The organism is Streptomyces sp. NPDC059256 (assembly GCF_042753785.1).
Lineage (GTDB): Bacteria > Actinomycetota > Actinomycetes > Streptomycetales > Streptomycetaceae > Streptomyces.
In genome coordinates this window covers 1-18802 of record NZ_JBHYZO010000034.1, presented here as the reverse complement: position 1 = coordinate 18802, position 18802 = coordinate 1, and the positions used below count along the sequence as shown (strand labels likewise).

Annotated in this window: 15 protein-coding genes; 4 read left to right on the top strand and 11 right to left on the bottom strand. The window is 68.6% G+C overall.

Features of this window, described 5'->3' with window-relative positions; all coding sequences use genetic code 11:
* Positions 1-24: 24 nt before the first annotated feature.
* From ACFXJL_RS33525 to ACFXJL_RS33515, 3 genes are all read right to left on the bottom strand, one after another.
* Positions 25-1245, bottom strand: coding sequence for an acyl-CoA dehydrogenase family protein (locus tag ACFXJL_RS33525; RefSeq protein ID WP_384698986.1), 1221 nt, complete (start codon positions 1243-1245; stop codon positions 25-27).
* A gap of 168 nt (positions 1246-1413) precedes the next feature.
* Positions 1414-2556, bottom strand: a complete 1143-nt coding sequence (gene sfnG, locus ACFXJL_RS33520) for a dimethylsulfone monooxygenase SfnG (RefSeq protein ID WP_358882371.1) — start codon at positions 2554-2556, stop codon at positions 1414-1416.
* Positions 2557-2726: 170 nt separating this feature from the next.
* Entirely contained in the window at positions 2727-2993 is a 267-nt protein-coding gene (locus tag ACFXJL_RS33515; RefSeq protein WP_384698983.1) for a putative leader peptide, read from the bottom strand.
* On the opposite strand from ACFXJL_RS33515, the gene ACFXJL_RS33510 reads away from it, so the two are divergent.
* The 3 genes from ACFXJL_RS33510 to ACFXJL_RS33500 all read left to right on the top strand — a co-directional run bounded on the left by ACFXJL_RS33510 (position 2992) and on the right by ACFXJL_RS33500 (position 5790).
* The gene (locus ACFXJL_RS33510) at positions 2992-3963 is read left to right on the top strand and encodes a LysR family transcriptional regulator (RefSeq protein ID WP_384698980.1); all 972 of its coding nucleotides are present in this window, start codon (positions 2992-2994) and stop codon (positions 3961-3963) included. The two genes, ACFXJL_RS33515 and ACFXJL_RS33510, sit on opposite strands and share 2 nt — an antisense overlap.
* Positions 3964-4032: 69 nt before the next feature.
* A complete protein-coding gene (locus ACFXJL_RS33505; protein ID WP_384698977.1) occupies positions 4033-4653 on the top strand; it encodes an L-threonylcarbamoyladenylate synthase in 621 nt (206 codons plus the stop codon).
* Between the two features lie 90 nt (positions 4654-4743).
* Entirely contained in the window at positions 4744-5790 is a 1047-nt protein-coding gene (locus tag ACFXJL_RS33500; RefSeq protein WP_384698974.1) for an enoyl-CoA hydratase/isomerase family protein, read from the top strand.
* A gap of 89 nt (positions 5791-5879) precedes the next feature.
* Here the strand turns inward: ACFXJL_RS33500 and ACFXJL_RS33495 are convergent, their stop codons facing one another.
* The 8 genes from ACFXJL_RS33495 to ACFXJL_RS33460 all read right to left on the bottom strand — a co-directional run bounded on the left by ACFXJL_RS33495 (position 5880) and on the right by ACFXJL_RS33460 (position 18245).
* Positions 5880-7982 carry a SpoIIE family protein phosphatase gene (locus tag ACFXJL_RS33495; RefSeq protein ID WP_384643883.1) on the bottom strand — a complete coding sequence of 701 codons (2103 nt, stop codon included), beginning with the start codon at positions 7980-7982 and terminating at the stop codon, positions 5880-5882.
* 229 nt (positions 7983-8211) lie between these two features.
* Positions 8212-11694, bottom strand: coding sequence for a phosphodiester glycosidase family protein (locus tag ACFXJL_RS33490; protein ID WP_384698971.1), 3483 nt, complete (start codon positions 11692-11694; stop codon positions 8212-8214).
* Positions 11695-12417: 723 nt separating this feature from the next.
* Positions 12418-14049, bottom strand: coding sequence for a pyruvate, phosphate dikinase (locus ACFXJL_RS33485; RefSeq protein ID WP_384698968.1), 1632 nt, complete (start codon positions 14047-14049; stop codon positions 12418-12420).
* Positions 14050-14129: 80 nt separating this feature from the next.
* Positions 14130-14762, bottom strand: a complete 633-nt coding sequence (locus ACFXJL_RS33480) for a transcriptional regulator (protein WP_384643806.1) — start codon at positions 14760-14762, stop codon at positions 14130-14132.
* Positions 14759-15862, bottom strand: coding sequence for a TetR/AcrR family transcriptional regulator (locus ACFXJL_RS33475; protein ID WP_384698965.1), 1104 nt, complete (start codon positions 15860-15862; stop codon positions 14759-14761). Before ACFXJL_RS33475 ends, ACFXJL_RS33480 begins: the two co-directional genes overlap by 4 nt.
* Positions 15863-16119: 257 nt before the next feature.
* A complete protein-coding gene (locus ACFXJL_RS33470) occupies positions 16120-16608 on the bottom strand; it encodes a beta-class carbonic anhydrase (protein WP_384698962.1) in 489 nt (162 codons plus the stop codon).
* Positions 16609-16868: 260 nt separating this feature from the next.
* Positions 16869-17378: a DUF6328 family protein gene (locus ACFXJL_RS33465; RefSeq protein ID WP_384698958.1), complete on the bottom strand. Its 510-nt coding sequence runs from the start codon at positions 17376-17378 to the stop codon at positions 16869-16871.
* Between the two features lie 75 nt (positions 17379-17453).
* Positions 17454-18245, bottom strand: coding sequence for a SigB/SigF/SigG family RNA polymerase sigma factor (locus ACFXJL_RS33460; protein WP_358882361.1), 792 nt, complete (start codon positions 18243-18245; stop codon positions 17454-17456).
* Between the two features lie 254 nt (positions 18246-18499).
* Between ACFXJL_RS33460 and ACFXJL_RS33455 the strand changes: the two genes are divergently transcribed.
* The gene (locus ACFXJL_RS33455) at positions 18500-18670 is read left to right on the top strand and encodes a hydrophobic protein (protein ID WP_329014540.1); all 171 of its coding nucleotides are present in this window, start codon (positions 18500-18502) and stop codon (positions 18668-18670) included.
* Positions 18671-18802 lie beyond the last annotated feature (132 nt).

The window sequence follows — 18802 nt, the reverse complement described above, 5'->3', positions numbered from 1 at the left end:
GGGACTATGACGGGCGTGGCGGCGTCAGGAGTACCAGGTGGGTTCGGGCAGTTCACCGGTCAGCACATGTCGACCGACCTCGCGCCGCTTGTAGGCGACGGGGTCGTGCAGGGTATGGGTGCGGACGTTGCGCCAGAAGCGGTCGAGACCCTCTCCGCTGGCTGTGGAGCGGGCTCCGGTGACTTCGAAGATCCGGCTGGTGATCTCCAGCGCCACTTCCGTGGAGACGGCCTTCGCGGCGGCCACCCGGACCTCGAACGCGCCGCGGTCGCGCGGGGTGATGGCATCGGGGTCGGCGTGGAGCCGCTCCCCCTCCTCGGCCACCCGATCCGCGAATGCCTCGGCCTGCCAGAGCTTGGCGGTCAGGTCGCCGTAGACGTCGATGACGTACGGCTCGTCCACGGCTTGCTCCTGGCCGCCGTGGAGCCAGGGGCGGGTCTTGGTGCGGGTGTAGGTGGCGGCGGTCTCCAGGGCTCCTGCGGCGATGCCGAGGTAGAAGTTGATGAAGACGAGTTGGATGGTGGGAACGTTGAGCGTGTTGTAGACCCGCGGTGTGAACTTCTTGTCCGTGTACCCGGCTGCCGCCGTCCAGGGCACTCGTACGCCGTCGATGGTGACGCTTCCGCTCTCGGTGAGTCGCTGGCCGATGTTGTCCCAGTCGTCGTGGAAGGTGAGACCTTCGCTGTCGGAGGGGACGATGGCAAAGATGTGCTGGTCGGTGCCCTCCAACACCCCTTCGAGCACGGTGACGTCGGAGATCTTGCTCCCGGTCGAGAAGGACTTGCGACCGGTGAAGACGAGGGTGTCGCCGCCCTCCTCCCGTACCACCACGTCGTTGTCGCGCGGGTTGACCGCGCCACCGAAGAACCAGCGGTGTTCTGCCGCTTGGGCTTCCACCTGCTGCCACTGCTCGGAGGTGCCGACGAGCCGGGCGGCCCAGTTCCACAGGTAGTGGTAGCCGAGCAGTTGACCGATCGAGCCGTCGGCCTTGGACACTTCGCGCACCACCCGGTACGCGGTGGTCCAGTTCTGCCCGCCGCCACCGTGGGTCACGGGGCCCAGGAGCGTCACGAGTCCGGAGTTTTTGAGCAGTTGGACTTCGGCGTACGGAGTGTCCCCGGCCTTGTCCCGGGCGGCAGCGTCGACGGCGAGGACCGCGCTCACCTCGGCTGCCCGCGCGATCCAACCGGATGCGTCGGTGGGGACGGGAAGTGCCGTCCAGTCGGTGGATGCGGTGGTGCTCATACGGGGTTCTCCCTGGTCTTGACGGTCTCTCGCGAGATCTGACGGAGTCTGAGGAAAGCTGCCGGAAATTGAGGAACCTGCCGGAACTGACGGAACTGACGGAACTGACGTAGTCGAGCTGGATCAGGAGACGACGGATGGACTGTCGGTCGAGGTCGTGGCCGGGGCTCACACCGTGGCGGCAGTCGACACACTGACCGCTGCGGTTTCGGTGTCGGGGAGTTGGGCTTCCAGTTCGCGGACGAGGGGGAGCACTCGTTTGCCGAAGTACTCGACCTCCTCCAAGTAGTGGAGGAAGCCCAACAGGAGGAGGTCCACACCGATCCTCTTGTACGCCACGATGCGTTCGGCTATCTGCTCGGGCGTACCGATGAGACCGGTCCTGAAGCCGTCGTTGTACTGGACGAGGTCTTCGAACGACGAGTCCTGCCACATGCCCTTGCCGTCGGCGGCCGACCGTCCGGCCTGCCGGACCGCCGCACCGAAGCCGTGCACCGCCTCGGTGTCCGCCTTCGCGACGATCTCCCGCAGTACGTCGCGCGCCTCGGCTTCGGTGTCGCGGGCGATGAGGAATCCGTTGAGTCCGAACCGCACCCGACGGCCGGCGGTGGCTGCCGCTGCACTGACGTCGGCGAGTTGTTCCGTCACCCCGTCGAAGTCCTTGCCGTTGCTGAAGTACCAATCGGAGACCCGACCGGCCATGGCTCGGGCCGCGGTCGAGTTGCCCCCTTGGAAGATCTCGGGGTGTGGCCGTTCGGGGGTGTTCAGGGGCTTGGGCTTCAGCGAGAAGTCCCTGATCCGGTAGAAGTCCCCGGCGAGCTCCGCGTGGTCCTCGGTCCAGATCGCGCGGAGGGCGCGGATGAACTCCTCGGACCTGCGGTAGCGCTCGTCGTGCTCCAGCCAGGGCTCGCCGAGGGCGGTGAACTCGTCCTTGAACCAGCCGCTGACGACATTGACGGCGAACCGGCCCTGGGAGAGGTGATCGGCGGTGGCCCCGAGTTTCGCCAGCACACCCGGGTGCCAGAGGCCCGGATGGACCGCCGCGATGACCTTGAGCCGTTCGGTGGCGAGCAGCAGGGCCAGGCTGAAGCTGGTGGATTCATGCTGGTACTCGGCCCCGTAGCTCGCCATGTAGCGGACTTGGCTGAGGGCGTAGTCAAAGCCGCTGTTCTCGGCGAGGACCGCCAGTTCCCGGTTGTAGTCGTATCCCCAGTCGGTGCGTTGTTCGATCGTGCTGGTGACCAGGCCACCACTGACATTGGGCACCCAGTAGGCGAAGCGCAGCGGTTCGGCGGCGAACGGGACGGACATCGGGTCTCCCGGTTTGCGGAATGGGATGGAGTCTGCCGAACCCATGGGCCGTCGATGGAATTCATGAAGAATTCGTTACATCAGTGGCCCTGGGCACAAGAAAAGAGGTGGGAGGAATTTGGGGAATGACAGCCCGGCGAAGGCGGGGGCTCCCGATTTCTCCGGGCGGCTCAGTCCGCGATGGGACACAGGGCACTGGAGACACGGACGAGGTCAACGTGACGGCGACGCGTGAGGCCCGCAAGCCTCCGAAGTTCCTTCACCGCCGTGCCACCCGCCTTTCCGCACCCTCGACAGCTCTCTGGCCATGGAGCGTACCGCTGGGACTTCTTGGGGTCGATTCGGCATAATCGAGCCGGTGATAGGGTTTCCCTTTCACCGAAATGGGCCCGCCGCGGACATGAGTTCGACAGGGCTGGAAGGTGATGACACTCCATGCGGATCGAGCAGCTCGAATACATCGCGGCCGTCACCCGATTCGGATCATTGCGCCGTGCGGCCGAGGCGCTCCACGTGTCCCAACCGGCCTTGAGCGAAACGGTCCGCAATTTGGAACGCGAACTGGGTGTCGACCTGCTCGACCGGCGGCGCTCAGGAGCCAGGATCAGCGCCGCGGGACGTGAGCTCCTGCCCCACATCATGGGTGTGCTCGACGCCGTCGACTCCCTGCGGCGAGCTTCCGACGATCAACACCGCACCACGCGCATGATCCGACTGGGGACCGTCAACGCGGCCACCGTGCCGCTCCTGGTGCCCACCATCCAGGCGTTCCGCAGCAACCATCCTGAGACTCAGATCGAAGTCACGGGCGGGCAACAGGTGGACATCCACCGGGAACTCGCGGAAGGCGGCCTCGACCTCGGGCTGGTCAACTACCTCCAGGGCGACGACAAACCCCCCGGTCTCCAGACCACCGAACTGCTGCGTGGACGCCCCGTGGTCTGCATGCGCTCCGACAGCCGGCTCGCGGCCCTGCGCTCGGTCTCCGTCAACGACCTGCTGCGGGAACCGCTCATCGTGATGCGTTCCGGCTATGTGATGCACCGCTACGTCCATCGACTTCTGGAAGGGCGCAACCCGGCGTTCTCGTACTCCACGGACGGTGCGGAAATGGGCAAGCTCATGGTCGCCGAGGGTCTGGGCGCAACGGTGCTGCCTGATTTCAGTGTTAGTGGTGACCCTCTGGAGCGCTCGGGGATCATCACTCAGCGCCCCATCGCCGGGGATGTGCCGGCGGTCCTGATGGTGATCCAACGACCGCTGTCCGCGACCACCACGAGGGCCGCTCGGGATCTGCACGCGATGTTCGTGCGGAGTGCGGCGGAGTACACGGCGCACGAGGCACTCGGTGTGCGTCGATCCGGTGGGGCGCCCGATCGCAGCGGGGGCACCGTTCCGATCCGCTGAGGGCTGTCCCGCCATCCCCGGTGGATCATCGCCCGCGGGGGTGCCGGGACAAGCCCTTAGACTCGCCGAATGGCTAAGTACTTCGATGTGCACCCCGAAAACCCTCAACGGCGCACGATCACCGGTGTGGCCGACAGCATCCGGGCCGGTGCGCTCATCGCGTACCCCACGGACTCGTGCTACGCGCTCGGTAGTCAGCTGGGCAGCCGTGACGGAATCAGCCGCATCCGGTCGATCCGCCGCCTCGACGACCGCCACCACTTCACCTTGGTGTGCCAGAACTTCGCCCAGCTCGGCCAGTTCGTCCAGATCGACAATGACGTGTTCCGTTCGATCAAGGCAGCGACTCCCGGTCGGTACACCTTCATCCTCCCTGCGACGAAGGAGGTACCGCGCCAACTGCTGCACCAGAAGAAGAAGACGGTCGGGGTCCGCATTCCCGATCACGTCGTCGCTCAGGCCCTCCTCGCCGAACTCGGTGAGCCCCTGCTCTCCAGCACGCTGCTGCTGCCCGACGAGGACGAGCCGCTGACCCAGGGCTGGGAGATCAAGGAGCGGCTCGACCACGTCGTCGATGCGGTGGTCGACTCGGGCGACTGCGGCACCGAACCCACCACGGTGATCGACTTCTCCAGTGGAGAGCCGGAGATCGTACGTCGGGGAGCGGGCGACCCCTCGCGGTTCGAGTAGACGTGACCGCCGTCCCGCGGACCCTTCTCCCCTCAGCTCAGCAGGGGCGGGCGACCGCGGGCGAGAACGACCTCCAGAGAAGGGCAGCCGATGGTCCAGGACGATTCCGTGTTGCTGCGCACCGAGGGACGGGCGGCGTACATCCTGCTCAACCGGCCCAGGGCGCTGAACGCCCTCACCCACGACATGGTGCGCACCATCGCTGCCGCCCTCGACCACTGGGAGGGCGATGGGGCGATCGCCACGGTCGTGATCGCCGGTGCGGGCGATCGCGGACTCTGTGCGGGCGGTGACATCCGGGCGATCCATGCTGACGCGGTCGCCGGCGGACGGGCGTCGGCCGACTTCTGGCGCGACGAGTACCGGCTCAACGCCCGGATCTCCCGCTACCCCAAGCCCTATGTGGCGCTGATGGACGGGTTGGTGATGGGGGGCGGAGTCGGCGTGTCCGCCCATGGTGACGTGCGTGTCGTCACCGAGAAGTCGACGGTGGCGATGCCCGAGACCGGTATCGGTTTCGTTCCGGACGTGGGCGGTACGCACCTCTTGGCGCGGGCGCCCGGCGAACTGGGTACCCATCTGGCCCTCACGGGCCGCCCGGTCGGTGCGGCCGATGCCCTGCTCTGCGGGCTCGCCGACCACTACGTACCGTCGGATCGGCTGCCACGGCTCTCGGCCGAACTCGCCACCGCCGATGTGGCGGAGGTCCTGCCCCGGCATGCGCAGGCCGCTCCCGGGGGTGAACTGGCGGCGCACCGGGAGTGGATCGACGCCTGCTACGCGCACGACACGGTCGAGGACATCGTGACCCGACTGCTCGATCATGGCGATCCCGCCGCGAAGGACACCGCCGAAGTACTGCTCACCCGGTCGCCCACGGCGCTGAAGGTGACACTGGCCGCGCTGCGACGCGCCCGTGGCCTGAGCACTCTGGAGGCCGTGTTGGACCAGGAGTACCGGGTTTCCTGCGCGGCGCACTCATCGCCCGATCTCATCGAGGGCGTGAGGGCCCAGATCATCGACAAGGACCGCACACCGCGCTGGCTGCCGCCCTCGCTCGACGGGGTGACGGATGCGGACGTCGAAGGCTTCTTCGCCCCGCTCGGAGAAGGGGAGTTGGGGCTCTCTCCGGCCTGAGAGGAACGGGCTGCCGGGCCTGGACGCTCCCCCGGTTGGTCGGTGGGCACCGTGCGGGAGCAGGGTGGGCCGGCTCGAACCGCGTGGGCTCAGTACAGCGGGCGCAGCAGCAGGAGCGTGGTGTCGTCCGCGCGTTCACCGGTGCTGCCCACCGGTCCCGTCAGATCGCGGGCGAGGGTTTCGAGGGAGTCGCCACCGCCGCGGCTGAGCCGTTCCGCGAGTGCGGCGAGCGCGGTGTCGACGTCGATGCCGGGGAGTTCGACGAGCCCGTCGGTGTAGAGCGCCAGGACCGATCCCGGGTACAGGGGGATCGTGGTGACGGGGTAGGTGCCGGCCGGGTCGACGCCGAGGAGCGGACCACCCGCGAGTTCCAGCAACCGGACCCGGCCGTCCGGCTCGCGGAGCAGGGGAGGCGGATGGCCGGCCCGGGCGATGTGGGCGCGCTGCTCCTCAAGCTCCAGATGTACGTAGATGCAGCTGGCGAGCAGGTCCCCTTCCAGTTCGATCAGCAGCCGGTTGGTGGACTCCAACACCTGTCCCGGCGGTTGGCCGACCGCGGTGTAGGCGCGCACCGCCGTGCGCACCTGCCCCATCAGGCCGGCCGCCGTCACATCGTGTCCCTGCACATCACCGATGACCGCCGCTGCCTTGCCGTCGGTGGGGACGAGGTCGAAGAAGTCGCCGCCGATGTCCATGCCCTGGGTGATCGGGAGATAGCGGGAGGCGGCTTCCAGACCGTCCAGGGCGGGCAGGGAACGCGGCAGCAGGGCGGCTTGGAGGCCGTGGGCGAGCCGGTGTTTGGCGTCGTACAGCATCGCGCGCTCCAGGGCTTGGGCGATGAGCCCGCCCAGACTGGTCAGGACCGCGCGTTCGTGGGGGGAGAAGCGGTGCTCCTCCGCGTATCCGAGGACGCAGGTGCCCACCGGTCGTCCGGAGGCGATGAGGGGAAGGTAGGCCCAGGCGGACATGCCGTCGGGGGTGGCGTGCCGCGCGGGATAGGCGCGTTCCAGTTCTGCCCGGGAGGCGAAGAAGGAGGGTATGCCGGTGGCGAGGGTCTGGGTTCCCGGTATCCGCGCGGTCAGGGGGGTGCCGTTGAACCGGTCCACGAGGTGGCGGTCCTGGTAGCCGCGCTGTCCCAGTACTCGCAGCCGGCCGTTCTCGGCCGCCAGCATCGCGAGGGCACTGCTGCCGACCGCGGGCATGATCTCATCGGCCACCAGTTCGATGACTTCCTCGACGCCCACCGCTTCGGTCAGTGCGCTGGCCAGGCTGAGGATGTGGGAGATGGTGACCAGGCGCACCGACGGGGCGGCGGAGTCGCCCGCCGCCACGGTCCGAACGGGTTCGCGGGACGCGGGGGTGATGCGCAGGGTGATGCCGCCACGGCCCGGGTAGAGGCGGAAGGCCAACCAGGTACGGGGCGGACGGAGTGCGGTGAGGGAGGTCTCTCGCTGGCTCAGCATCGCCGCCCGGTAGCGGTCTTCGAAGAGGGGGTCGTCGACCCAGGGCAGTGCGCCCCACAGATGCTGGCCGACCAAGCCGGCGGCGGATGTGCCGAGGAGATCGGCGGCGGCGGGGTTGGCGTAGGTGATGCGGCCGTGCACATCGAGGGAGCAGATGCCGTCGGGCAGTCTGGCGAGCGTGCGGATGGCTTCGACCTGTGGAGCGGAGACGGCCGGGGTGTCGGTGTCCGGGAGGAACGCCTCGGGAAGGATGGGGCTGCCCTGCTCGGCGGCACGTTGCAGATTGAGGGCCAGCAGGTCGCAGGCGGCGACGAGCTGCTCACGCTCCGCCGGCGCGAGTTCGCGGGCGTGGGACATGGGCCAGGTGAGGTAGACCGCGCCGTAGATGGTGCCGGCGACGGCGATGGGGAGGGCCGCCAAACAGTACGGATAGGGCAGCACGAGGGCGATCCGCGGATAGCGGCGGGCCATCTCCTCCTCCCCCGAGACCCACACCAACTGCTGCTCACGCACCGCGACGGCCACCGGAACGGGTGAGGAGAGGGGAATGCGCTCCCAAGGGGCGGAGAAGTCGCGCGGCAGCCCCTCCTTCGCCACCATCTCCAGGATCTGTCCGCTCGACGAGAGCAGGTAGAGGCCCCCGGACTGGGCGCGTACATCGTCCAGGATCCCGGTGAGGGCCAGCGACAGCAACGGTGGGAAGCCCTCGTCACCATGGCCGGAGGGCATCGCCGCGGAGGCACTCGGCCCTGCCACAGGGCACCACCTCCTCCGTAGCGCTCATGACCAAGGCTGCCCGCTACGAGGGCTTCCCGCACGGTGAGACGGGCTCCGCATCGACCCCCGTGCCGGGGTGTCACCGCGGCGGTGGATCCCGTGCCCGGCCACGCTCGGTCGGGGCGGTTCTGCGCCGACCGAGAGCGGCCGGGCGTACGGGTGCAGGGACCGGCGTCCCGTCCTATCTGCCGACCGAGGTGCCTCGGGTGCCGACTCTGATCCGAACACGTTCCGTGACGGTGTTCACCGTCACGGCCAGGGTCAGACTGCCCGGCCGTAGGGCGGTGATCCTTCCTGTCATGGGATCGAAGGACGCCAGGTGGTGTCCGCGGGCCCCGTCTTCGGCCCCGATGTGGAGTTCCGGTGAGCCGCTCCAGTCCGCGCTCATCGGAAAGCCCACGGGTACCGTGCGCGGTCCTTGTGTCACCGTGGCGCGGACCTCGCCGCTCTCGCCGGGCAGCAGGGTCGCGGGCGCTGCGACGGCGAGGGAGTCGAGGTGGGCACGGGTCTGGACCGAGATCCAGTCGGCTCCGCCGCGCCAGGGTCGTCGCACCGCATCAACGCGGTCCCGGATGCCCACCCGGTCCACGCCGATGAGCGACCAGCCGGTGAATCCGCCCGCGTCGACCGGACCGGCGGGTGACTTGCCGGAGTTCCCGTTGATGAGATGGGGCACCGCGTCGATCCGATCCGCGTGGAAGACGCCCACGTGTCCACCGATCAGCGCGGCGCCCTTGCCGGTCGTACGCCGGAACTCGGCCAGCCAGCGTTCGAGGAGTGCTGCCTCCTTGCGGTCGCCGAGTTGGCTGCCCCGCTGGGGTGTGGGGTCGCGTGGCGGCACATGTTGGACGATGACCAGCGATCCGATGTGGGAACTGCGGGCCGCCGCGTCCAGTTGTTCTCGCACCATCGAGATCTGCGGGAAGCCGCCGCCGCGCAGGGAGAGACGGGAGGTGTCCAGGGTCAGGAAGCGGGTGCCGCGGTGGTCGAAGGTGCGGTGTGCGGGGCCGAAGGCGGCGATGAAGTCGTCGATCCGGCCTCCCATGACCTCGTGGTTGCCGGGCACGTAGGACCAGGGGACATCATCGCCGAGTTCGTCGGTGAGGACGCTCCGGGCGAGGGCGAGGTCCGCCGGTGAACCCTCGTCGACCAGGTCCCCGTTGACGATCAGGAAGTCGGGTCGTGCCGCCTTGATCTCCCGCAGGGTGCGCCTCGCCTGCCGCGCGATGGGGCCGGTGGGCTCCCGGGCGACGAACTGTGCGTCGGACATCACGGCGAACCGCCACTCCCTGCGCTGAGTGAGCGCCGCCGTGTCAATCAGCGGGTCCGCGGTCGATTCCACTGGCGGCAGGGCGACTTCGGGCGGCACCTGTGCACTGAGCCCGTCGATGACGATCCGTCCCCGGTACTGGCGTGCCGCCGCGGTCTCGGCGAGGTAGAAGCGGTGGACCGTCAGTGGGTGCGCGACGCCCTGCGGGACGGGGAAGGTCAGATGCCGCCAGCCGGTCCAGGTCACCAAGGGCCCGCGCAGCAGTTGGTTGGAGCCTGCCGCATCCCTGAGGTGCAGGGTCGGCCAGGCCCCTTGGCCGTCGCCGTTGACCCAGAGGCCGAAGGACTGCGGCTGACCGGGTACGTCGATCGGGCGCGGGGGTGCCGCGTACACGGCCCGGGTCGCCGTGGACCGTGTGAAGTCGTAGTCCAGTCCGAGCCCGGTGCCCTGTTGGCCGTCGGGGACGGCGGACAGGGCACCGGCCGCCCGTGCGTGGCTGAAGGTCCAGCGTTCTGCATCGTCGAAATCGGCGACCGGGTGCATGGTGAGGCCGACGCTGACGGCGATGGAGCTGGTGGTGTCACCGACCCTCGCGGTGATCCGGCCCGCCCCGCTGCCGGTCAGAGAGGCCACCGTGAAGGAACCCTTAGGGTTCGCGCGCACGGTGAACCGGGACCGGTCGTATTCGAGGCGCACATCGCCGGGTTCGATGGGCGCGCTGGTACCGGAGGCATCGAAACCGACGAGGCCGAAACTCCGGGTGGTCCGGCCGTCCGCGAGGGAGACCCGACGGATGGTGGGTTCGATCCGGGCGAGCGGACCGAGGACGGTGAGGGGCAGGGAGCCGTGGACACCGGCGCGCTCGGCCCGCACGACCGCGGTACCACTGGTGCGGGCGTGGAACACTCCCCCCGCATCGACCCGTCCCACGGTGGGCCGCAACGAATGCCAACGCGGTGTGCCGGCAGCCGGGCCGTACGTCTCGTCGTACCCCACCGCGTCGAGTTGTCGGGTCAGTCCGGGGAAGACACGGTCGGGGTGGCCCCCGGCGACGGGGTCCGCAGTGGGTGCCGAAGCTGCGGGGGTGCGGGTGTGGAGGCGGAACCCTCGCAACGACCCGCTGCCGTCCGGCACGGTGAGTGCGATTCCGTTGGGAACGGTGCGTTCACTGCCGTCCGATGGGCTGTTCTCCACCTGGAGGACGTCCTCGCCCGCCGCGCGGGCGAGAAGGGTCGACGAACCGCCGCCGTCGAGGTTGAGCGCCTGATGTGCACCCGCGCGCCGCAGCATACGGCCGAGTTCGGTGAGGGTGACTCCTGCGCTGTCGGCCTGTCTCCCGTCGACGGTGACGAGGTGCAGCGTACGACCGTCCCGGGAGAAGCCGACCGCGGTACGAGGGGCCGGTGCGTTGTTGGGCCGCCCTTCGTGGCTCCGCGGCACTCCGTCGACGACCAGCAGCTCACGGCCCCCCACCGCGGTACGGGGAACCGGTCCGGCATTGGTACGCGGTCGGAACTCCCAGGACACGGGGTCGCCCGGGCGGAGAGCAGCGAGCTTGCGGGCACCGGCCTCCCGACCGACCAGGGCGGTGGTGTCCGGGGGGAGGTGACCGCTTCCCGGCCGGGAGGTGACGGAGACGACCCGGCCCGCCGACACCAGTGCTTCGGCGGTGGTGGCAGCGGTGTTCACGGTGAGGGCACGGTCCGCTGCACCCCAGGCGCTGGTGTAGGCGCCGATGCCGTCCGCGGGTACGTCGGCCGCGTTGTAGGCGTGGAGCGGGTGGGGACCGGACGGCAGTGTCAGGGCGCCGGAGAAGTAGAGCTGGAGGATGCGCCCCGCTCCCCCGGGCCCGATGCCGACGGCCCGATGCGCACCGGGTGCGGGTGAGTGGGTGATGCGGCCGTTGCGGATGCCCGGCCCCAACGGAGCCCCGGTCTGGGTGATGTCGAAGAAGTCCGCGTTGACGGCGGCGACGGTTCGGCGGCCGGGTCCGGGATCGTGGCGTGCGGCGAGCCCGGAGAGGGTGTCGCGCTCGGAGACCTTGTCGGCGGAGAGGTAGTCCGCCGTGATGTCGCCGGTGAGGTCGACGGCGAGCGCGTCCACCCGGAGCCATCCGTCGGGTTCGAACCGGTCGTACGAGGTGAGCCGGATGCCGGGGGCGACGGGGCGCGAGGTGCGGGCGGTCTCGATGCCGCTCGGGTCGCTCACCGGGCGGGAGGGCCCCACGGGGGTACTGGCAGCCGGAGGCGCAATGGGGCGTTGGACTTCGGCGGGTCGCTGCGGATGCGGGTCGACGCCGGAATCCGCTGTGGAGGCGGGCATGGAGACCGCCGTCAGGGCGGTGAGGGTGGCGAGGAGTGCGACTGCCCGCCGACTTCTACGACCTGGGCGCACGACCACTCCTGGATACGGTCCGTTCGAGTTCAGGGCCTTGGGTGTCGAGGGCGGCGCGGCGGCGCTTCAAGGAGTTGCACCGGCGCAGCTCTGCACGGACCTCGCCTGCCATCGCCCGACGGCCGTCCGCGCTGCCCATGCCTCCGGCTGCGATAGGGCAGTCCGCTTCGCCTTCGGCATCATGGCCAGGGCCTTCGGGTGTGCCGGGCACCTTCCTGGGGCTGGACGCCCCGGGGGCTGACGCACCGCCCGGAGCCGGGCGGCGCGTAGTCGCGGCTGACCTCGTCAAGGCACTCCGCCTTCCCTTGGTGATGAGCCCCTCGGCGCTGGCTGCCGTGGACCGCCGCAGCACACGGCGAGCGGCAGGGGTTCGCACAGGACAACGAGCCAGCGCCAGGGGAGTTCGGCCGAAGCTGGTGGACACCACCGGGACTTGCCCAACCGTTGCCCAGTTCGGGTGAACTCCCGCCCGGCTGAGCGAGCAAACGCCGGCCTGGAAGCTCTCGCCCGAAGGACATGGGCTCGTAGGGGGCGAGCCCGTCGGAGAAGGTTGTCCTCATGGCGGCCGATGGTCCGCTGTCGGCAGACGGGCGGGCGAGCCGGGTTCGGCGAGGGCCGCGATGATCAGTGGGACCACCGGCGCACAGACCGCGCCTCGCCGTGCAACCGTTCACCCACCACACATCGCGACCGGCCGACTCATCACGACCTGAACCATGGTCCCTAGGCTGATCCGAGGACGCGGTGTGCCGCAGTGAGGCGGGCCTCTTCACTGTGGCCCGTGGGACCATCCGCGACGTCGTCGGCCCAGCGCAGCAGTCGTCCCAGATGGTGATCGGCCGAGTTCGAGGCGATGCGCGGAGCACCGACGACGACCTCACCACCTGTCCCGTCGATGGCGATGAGCGTCCCTTCGTGGATGGTTCGTCGACCGGCGCGCACACGGCCCGCGGTCACGTCGACGGTGAGTTCCACGGCCCCCACGACGGCTGGTTTACCCATGGCGCGGGCGACCACGGCGGCGTGGCTGGTCGGCCCGCCGCGCGTCGTGAGGACGCCCGCGGCGGCGGCCAGGCCGTGCATATCGCAAGGAGAGGTCTCCGGCCGCACCAGGACGACCGGGCCCCTCGAAGCCATTCGGGCCGCGGTGTCGGCGGTGGTGGCCATGGCACCGATCGCAACCCCCGGAGACGCGCCCAGCCCTCGGGTGAGGAGGTCAACCGAGTCCGCGACTTCCAGGCGCGGGGTACGCACTTGGGAGAGGTGATGGGGGGATACGCGCAAAAGCGCCTCTCGTCGTCCGATCACACCGTCGTCGGCGAGGTCGACCGCGACCCGGACTGCGGCGCGTCCGACGAGTCGTCCCGGGCGCACTTGGAGGATCCACAGCTCGCCCGCCTCGAAGGTGAACTCCACATAGCATGCGTCGCGATAGTGCTCCTCGATCCGGTTCAAAGCATCGAGAAGCGACGCCCACACCGTCGGCTCCCGGTCGGCCATTTCGGTCAGTGGCCGCGTCAAGGACCTGCCGGAGACGACCTCGTCCCCTTGGCTGCCGAACAGAACCTCACCGTAGGGAACCGGTTCACCGGTGTTGGGACTACGGCTGAACACCACTCCGGTCCCACTGCGCTCGTCACGGTTCCCGAACACCATCGTCTGTACGGTCACGGCCGTGCCGAGGTCGCCCGGGATACCGTGCAGATCGCGGTAGGTCTTCGCCCGTGGGGTGTTCCACGAGGAGAAGACGGCTTCGATCGCGCGCTCCAACTGTCGAGGCGCGCTTTCCGGGACGGGCTCCCCGGTGTGTTTCCTGATCAGGGCTTCGACGGCTCGGATTCCCTCGGTGAGAAGGGCTTCGGCGTCGACGAGGTTCCGTTCGCGGGTCCCTCGCTCGATGTCTTCGAGGCTGCCGCGGTCCACGCCGGCGACCTCGCTGGCAAAGCTGGACAGGAACTTCAGCCGTGAGTCGAGAGCGAACCGCGCGTCACCCGTCTCATCGGCCAAGCCGACGGTGGCTTCGGCGGTGAGCCCAAGGTTGAGGACGGTGCTCATCATGCCCGGCATGGACACGGCGCCACCGGAGCGTACGGACACCACCAGGGGCCTTGAGGGGCCGCCGAAGTTGCGGTGTGTGGCCGTTTCGAGTTCGGCGGTGGCAGCTGTGAGTTCGGCAGCGAGGTCCCGGGGTGGTCGTCCGTCGCGGAGGAACGCCCGGCACGCGTTCGTGGCGATGACGAATCCTGGTGGGACGGGAAGCCGGAGGCGCCGTAGCACCACCAGACCATGGGCCTTGCCGCCCAGGACATCCGCCGGTTCATCGACTTCTGCCGCGAGCGGGTGAATCCAGTTCATCTCGTCGTTCGACCTCCCGTGGCCGCGCTCGACGTCCCGCCGGCGACGAGCCGGGAGGTACGACGCGCCGGCCGGTGGTTTCAATGCCGTGGGATCCCCAAGGTGGTGAGCAGGTCTTCATGGAGCTGGAACCACACCGTGTGGTAGGAGTCCAGGTTGTCCGCGACATAGTCCAACTCACCGGACCTGGCACGATCCAGTGCGCCGGTGAAGCGGGCCCGATAGCGCCGGAATCGAAGCATCGTCGCGGACAGGTCGGCGCAGACCGTCTCGGCCCGCTGGTCGAGATCCGTGAGCCGGCGCAGAACACGGCGGTCGTGGTCGGAGTCGGTGTGGTCGTTCATGATCATGACACCGTCAACGGTCCGCAACTGCCATGCCGTGCACAGATCGAGCAGTTCGGGGTTGAGCACCAGAAAGCCCTCGTACGCCGTGTTCACCACGGCGCGGGTGCCGGCTGCTTCAAGCTCTGCGGTGATCTGTTCGGCGTCCTGGGCACGTCCGGCTTCGGTGAGACCCCAACCACCGAAGTCACCTGCCGTGTGGGTGACGAGTCCGGCCACGGCGAGGTCGATCAACTCCGACTGGACCTCATCCGCAGGTAGCCCCACGGCTGCGGCAACTCGAGCGAGACTCGTGAAGCCGATACAGCGGAGGGTGTGCAGCACCAGGAGGTCGGCGCTGGTCGCATGGGGTGAAACAGGCGGCTTCACGGTGTTCCCCCGGGTGGGCGGACGATGGCCGCGGCATCGACGGCTGCCGCGGCGTGCGCGGCGCCGCGGCCCTGGGCCCGGGCGACTACCTCGCCCTGATGGATGCGTACCGCGTGCTCGGTTGCATCGTCGACACCCGCCGCCGTGACGGCCGATGCGAGCAGGGCACCGTCATCGAGGACCAGACGGAGGCGCGGTGAATCGTCCGGTGCGAACACCCGGCGCAGACAACGAGCGAAGTCACCGATCCTGAGCCGGATGAGGCGCCCGATCTCGTCGGGGTCACTCGTCACCACTGCCACGGTGACCCGTTCGCCCGGGCGGGCGGCTCTGACGAGCTCTTCGGCCGCGTCCAGCCGGTGGGTGCCGAGGACCGCGATCACGCCGTCCTCCTCGAAGCCCACCCCACGTCCGGTGATCAGGTCCGGCAACTCCGCGGGAGCCACCCACGGTTCCCGGCAGGGGAGCGCGGCAGCGATGTAGGGCAGGTGTGGCGGGTCCCAGACATCAGCGAGATCGAGCCCGCCGAGGTGCCGGCAAGCGGCTGCCACGTCGAAGGGGTCCGATCCGAGCACCGGATCGGCCAGCGGGCCCGAGCCGTTCAACAACCTCAGGACAAGATCGGCCCGCCGTACCTGCCGCATCGGTTCCGCATCCGGGGGCGCGCACGACTCCAGCGCGAGAGCCAGCAGCAGCACCTCCAGACGGGCGACCCGCGCCAGGGCCATGCGGCTCGGGGTGTCATCGACCACGGCGGCGAGCGAGCGCGGATGCACCTGGGTTTCCGTGTCGTCCACCAGGGGCAGTCGTTCGAGCCAGGCACGGGCGAACGAACCCAGCGCTTCGGCCGTGGTCCGGGGGGAGGCCGTAGGGAGATCGGCGACGGCCTCGCCCTCGACCGTCTCGACCAGCACGGCCAGATAGAGCGCGCGTTTGCTGGGGAAGTTCGAGTAGACCGCGCCGCGGGTCAGTTCGGCCCGCTCGGCGATCTGGTCGACCTTGGCCGCGACGAAACCGTGGGCGGCGAACTCCGCCGCCGCCGCGACCAGTACGGCTGCGCGCGTGCGTTCCTGCTGCTGAGCCCGTGTCAGTCGGACCATGCCCTGCTTGCCTCCCTCGCCCCGGGGAACCAAGATACACAGAACATCCCGATGATGACGACATCTGAGACGCCGTGAAAGCCGAACCGGGGCGATGCCCGCCCCCGTGCGCCTCTCTTCCCCGACCCCCGACCCCCGGCCCCCGTGCCCCTCGCCCCGTTGCCCCGACCCCCGTGCCCCGGTCCTCGCCCTCGTGGGGCGGGCCGGTACACGGGCGGCTCGAAGACGGGTTGCCCCGCGCGGGCAGGTCGGTCCGGTCAGACGACCTCGTTGAGCTTCCCGGTGGCGACGTCGAAGACGAAGCCTCGTACCGCGTCGGTGTGCAGCAGGAACGGGCTCGATGTGATGCGGTGGGCCGACTGCCGTACATCGTCGTCGAGGTCGGGGAAGGCTTCAGCCGCCCAGGTCGGCGCCTGCCCGGTCTCCTTCTCCAACTGACCGGCGAAGGCATCGTCGGTGAAGGTCAGCATTCCGCAGTCGGTGTGGTGGATGAGGATGATCTCCCGGGTACCGAGCAGCCGTTGACTGATGGCCAGCGATCGAATCTCATCGTCGGTGATCACACCGCCCGCGTTGCGAATGACGTGGGCTTCGCCCTCTTCGAGACCCAGGATTCCGTAGACGTTGAGCCGAGCGTCCATGCAGGCGACGACGGCGACACCGGAGGCGGGAGGCAAGGGCAGTGGCCCGTTGAAGGAGGCCGCGTAGGTTTCGTTGTTGGCGAGGTACCGGTCGGTGACGGACATCTCGTCTCGCTTTCTTTCGACGAAGCTGCCAACGTAGTGACGCCCCGTACCGACCGGAACGTCCCTTCCGCACTCGCCACGAGACCGCAATACGCCGGCAACAACGGCCGTCGGGTGACGACATAACGGCAGCTGGGAAGCGATTCAGGAACCGTACACACCATCGACGCACGCTTGTACGAAGCAGGTCTCACCGTCTGGTGGTTCACGGATATCACGCGCCATCGTGACGTTCGAGCACTGCCGTTGAAACCCTGCCGTCAGTTCGAGGGGGCCTCCATCTCGCTCGCGTGTCGTGCCCTGGTCCACAACGGCAGGATGAACCAACACAGGACGAACCAGAACACCATGCCGATGACCAGCCAGACCGCCACATCGTTGTGGAGCACCACCCGCAGGATGAGGAGCAGTGCGGAAGCCATGGTGAAGAGGAGAAGGACCAGCCCGGTCATCGTCAGCCGCGAAGCCCAGACGACCGTCTGCGGTTTAAGACGGCGACCGGCGAGGAGCCGGTGGAAGGAGACCGGGCCGATCAGGGCGCCGGTAGCAGCGGCGCCGAGCATGACCGTGGTCAGATAGATGTTCTGGTCGGTCTCCGAGAGGGTGGTGAAGCGCGGCTGGAACACCATCGTCAGCAGAAATCCGAAGAGGATCTGCACGCCGTTCTGGGCGACCCGCAATTCTTGGAGGAGATCACTCCAGCGTCGATCGGCCCGCTCTTCCTCCGTCTCGTGTCGACCGCGCCTCTTCGCTTGATCACTGGACTCCACAGAAGGACCCTTCGGGAAAGTTCTGTCGCGAAGATATCCTCGGTCCGGATATCCATGCTGATCGACTTCTACCTTCTACACGGCATCCTGGATGATTTCCCGACGTAGCCGATCGCATAAGTTGCTGATCAATCGGGATACGTGCATCTGGGAGATGCCCAGGTCCTTCGCGATGCTGCTCTGCGTCATATCGCGAAAGAACCGCATGTACAGGATCTTGCGTTCCCGCTCGGGCAGTTTCCGTAGGCGCGGCCTGACCGCTTCCCGATCGATGACGACGTCCAGCGCGTGATCGGGCGCGCCGATGACCTCCGCGAGGGCGACGCCGTGGTCGCCGCCCGACGGCTGGGCATCGAGGGAAAGAGTGCTGTAGCAGCCGAGGGCTTCCATTCCCGACTTGGTCTCGGCCACGGTCAGACCGGCCCGGCGTGCGATCTCGGCCTCCGTGGGAGTGCGACCCGAGATGGTCTGGAGCAGTTCGCGCTGGGCGGTACGGACGCGATTGCGCTGGTCCTGAACGCGCCGCGGCACATGCAGGGTCCACATATGGTCACGGAAGTGGCGTTTCACCTCTCCCGTGATGGTCGGCACGGCAAAGCTGACGAATGCGCTGCCACGCTGCGGGTCATAGCGGTCGACCGCCTTGACCAGGCCGAGCGCTGCCACTTGGCAGAGGTCCTCGAATGTCTCCCCGCGATTCTTGAACCGGCTTGCGAGCCGTTCGGACATCGGCAGCCAGGCCCGGATCAACTCCTGCCGCAGGGCATCCCGTTCCGGGCCGGACGGTGTATCGGCCAATCGAACGAAAGCGGCCTCGGTGTCGGGCGCGTCGTCGTGCGGGCGCAGGGGGTTCGCCTGTGTGGGCATGGTGTGTGCCACTCCCTCAGCGGTGCGGACGGATGTTGGCGACCGCGAAAGGGGGGACATCAACGAATGTCGCGTGCGATCTCCGGCATTCGCGGTGGTCACCTTCTCCGCGGGCGTGCCTCCGGTCCGAAGCACAAAGCGCGCCTGCCCCGGGTTCGATCCGGCAAACACGGCTGCATCCGCATGGATTCTCCGACAGCGGCTATGCGTAGGGCAGTTGAATGGGGGAAGCCGCTCCCACGGAGGTGACACCCATGGTTCCCATTCTGCTCGTGCTCTTGCTAGCCGTTCTTCTTTTCGGTGTGGGATTCGCGGTGAAGGCGTTGTGGTGGATAGCGCTGGCGGTTCTCGTCGTCTGGTTGCTGGGATTCGCCATGCGCAGCACCACACCGGCGGGCGGCCGGTCACGCTGGTACCGCTGGTAGTTCCCGAGGCGGCGCAGGGAAGGGGGGGCAGACGAACGTTCGGGGGGCCCCCCCTCCCGGGCGGGCTCTTGTAAAAAAAAACCAGCCCCCCCAACAGCTCCCGAAGGGGGAGTGGGGGGTGGGGTTGTAAAG

What these genes read in the sequence shown, in the direction of transcription:
- ACFXJL_RS33525 (WP_384698986.1), bottom strand. Translation starts at nt 1,245, where the DNA reads ATGAGCACCACCGCATCCACCGACTGGACGGCACTTCCCGTCCCCACC.
- sfnG (WP_358882371.1), bottom strand. Translation starts at nt 2,556, where the DNA reads ATGTCCGTCCCGTTCGCCGCCGAACCGCTGCGCTTCGCCTACTGGGTG.
- ACFXJL_RS33510 (WP_384698980.1), top strand. Translation starts at nt 2,992, where the DNA reads ATGCGGATCGAGCAGCTCGAATACATCGCGGCCGTCACCCGATTCGGA.
- ACFXJL_RS33515 (WP_384698983.1), bottom strand. Translation starts at nt 2,993, where the DNA reads ATGGAGTGTCATCACCTTCCAGCCCTGTCGAACTCATGTCCGCGGCGG.
- ACFXJL_RS33505 (WP_384698977.1), top strand. Translation starts at nt 4,033, where the DNA reads ATGGCTAAGTACTTCGATGTGCACCCCGAAAACCCTCAACGGCGCACG.
- ACFXJL_RS33500 (WP_384698974.1), top strand. Translation starts at nt 4,744, where the DNA reads ATGGTCCAGGACGATTCCGTGTTGCTGCGCACCGAGGGACGGGCGGCG.
- ACFXJL_RS33495 (WP_384643883.1), bottom strand. Translation starts at nt 7,982, where the DNA reads ATGCCCTCCGGCCATGGTGACGAGGGCTTCCCACCGTTGCTGTCGCTG.
- ACFXJL_RS33485 (WP_384698968.1), bottom strand. Translation starts at nt 14,049, where the DNA reads ATGAACTGGATTCACCCGCTCGCGGCAGAAGTCGATGAACCGGCGGAT.
- ACFXJL_RS33475 (WP_384698965.1), bottom strand. Translation starts at nt 15,862, where the DNA reads ATGGTCCGACTGACACGGGCTCAGCAGCAGGAACGCACGCGCGCAGCC.
- ACFXJL_RS33470 (WP_384698962.1), bottom strand. Translation starts at nt 16,608, where the DNA reads ATGTCCGTCACCGACCGGTACCTCGCCAACAACGAAACCTACGCGGCC.
- ACFXJL_RS33460 (WP_358882361.1), bottom strand. Translation starts at nt 18,245, where the DNA reads ATGCCCACACAGGCGAACCCCCTGCGCCCGCACGACGACGCGCCCGAC.
- ACFXJL_RS33455 (WP_329014540.1), top strand. Translation starts at nt 18,500, where the DNA reads ATGGTTCCCATTCTGCTCGTGCTCTTGCTAGCCGTTCTTCTTTTCGGT.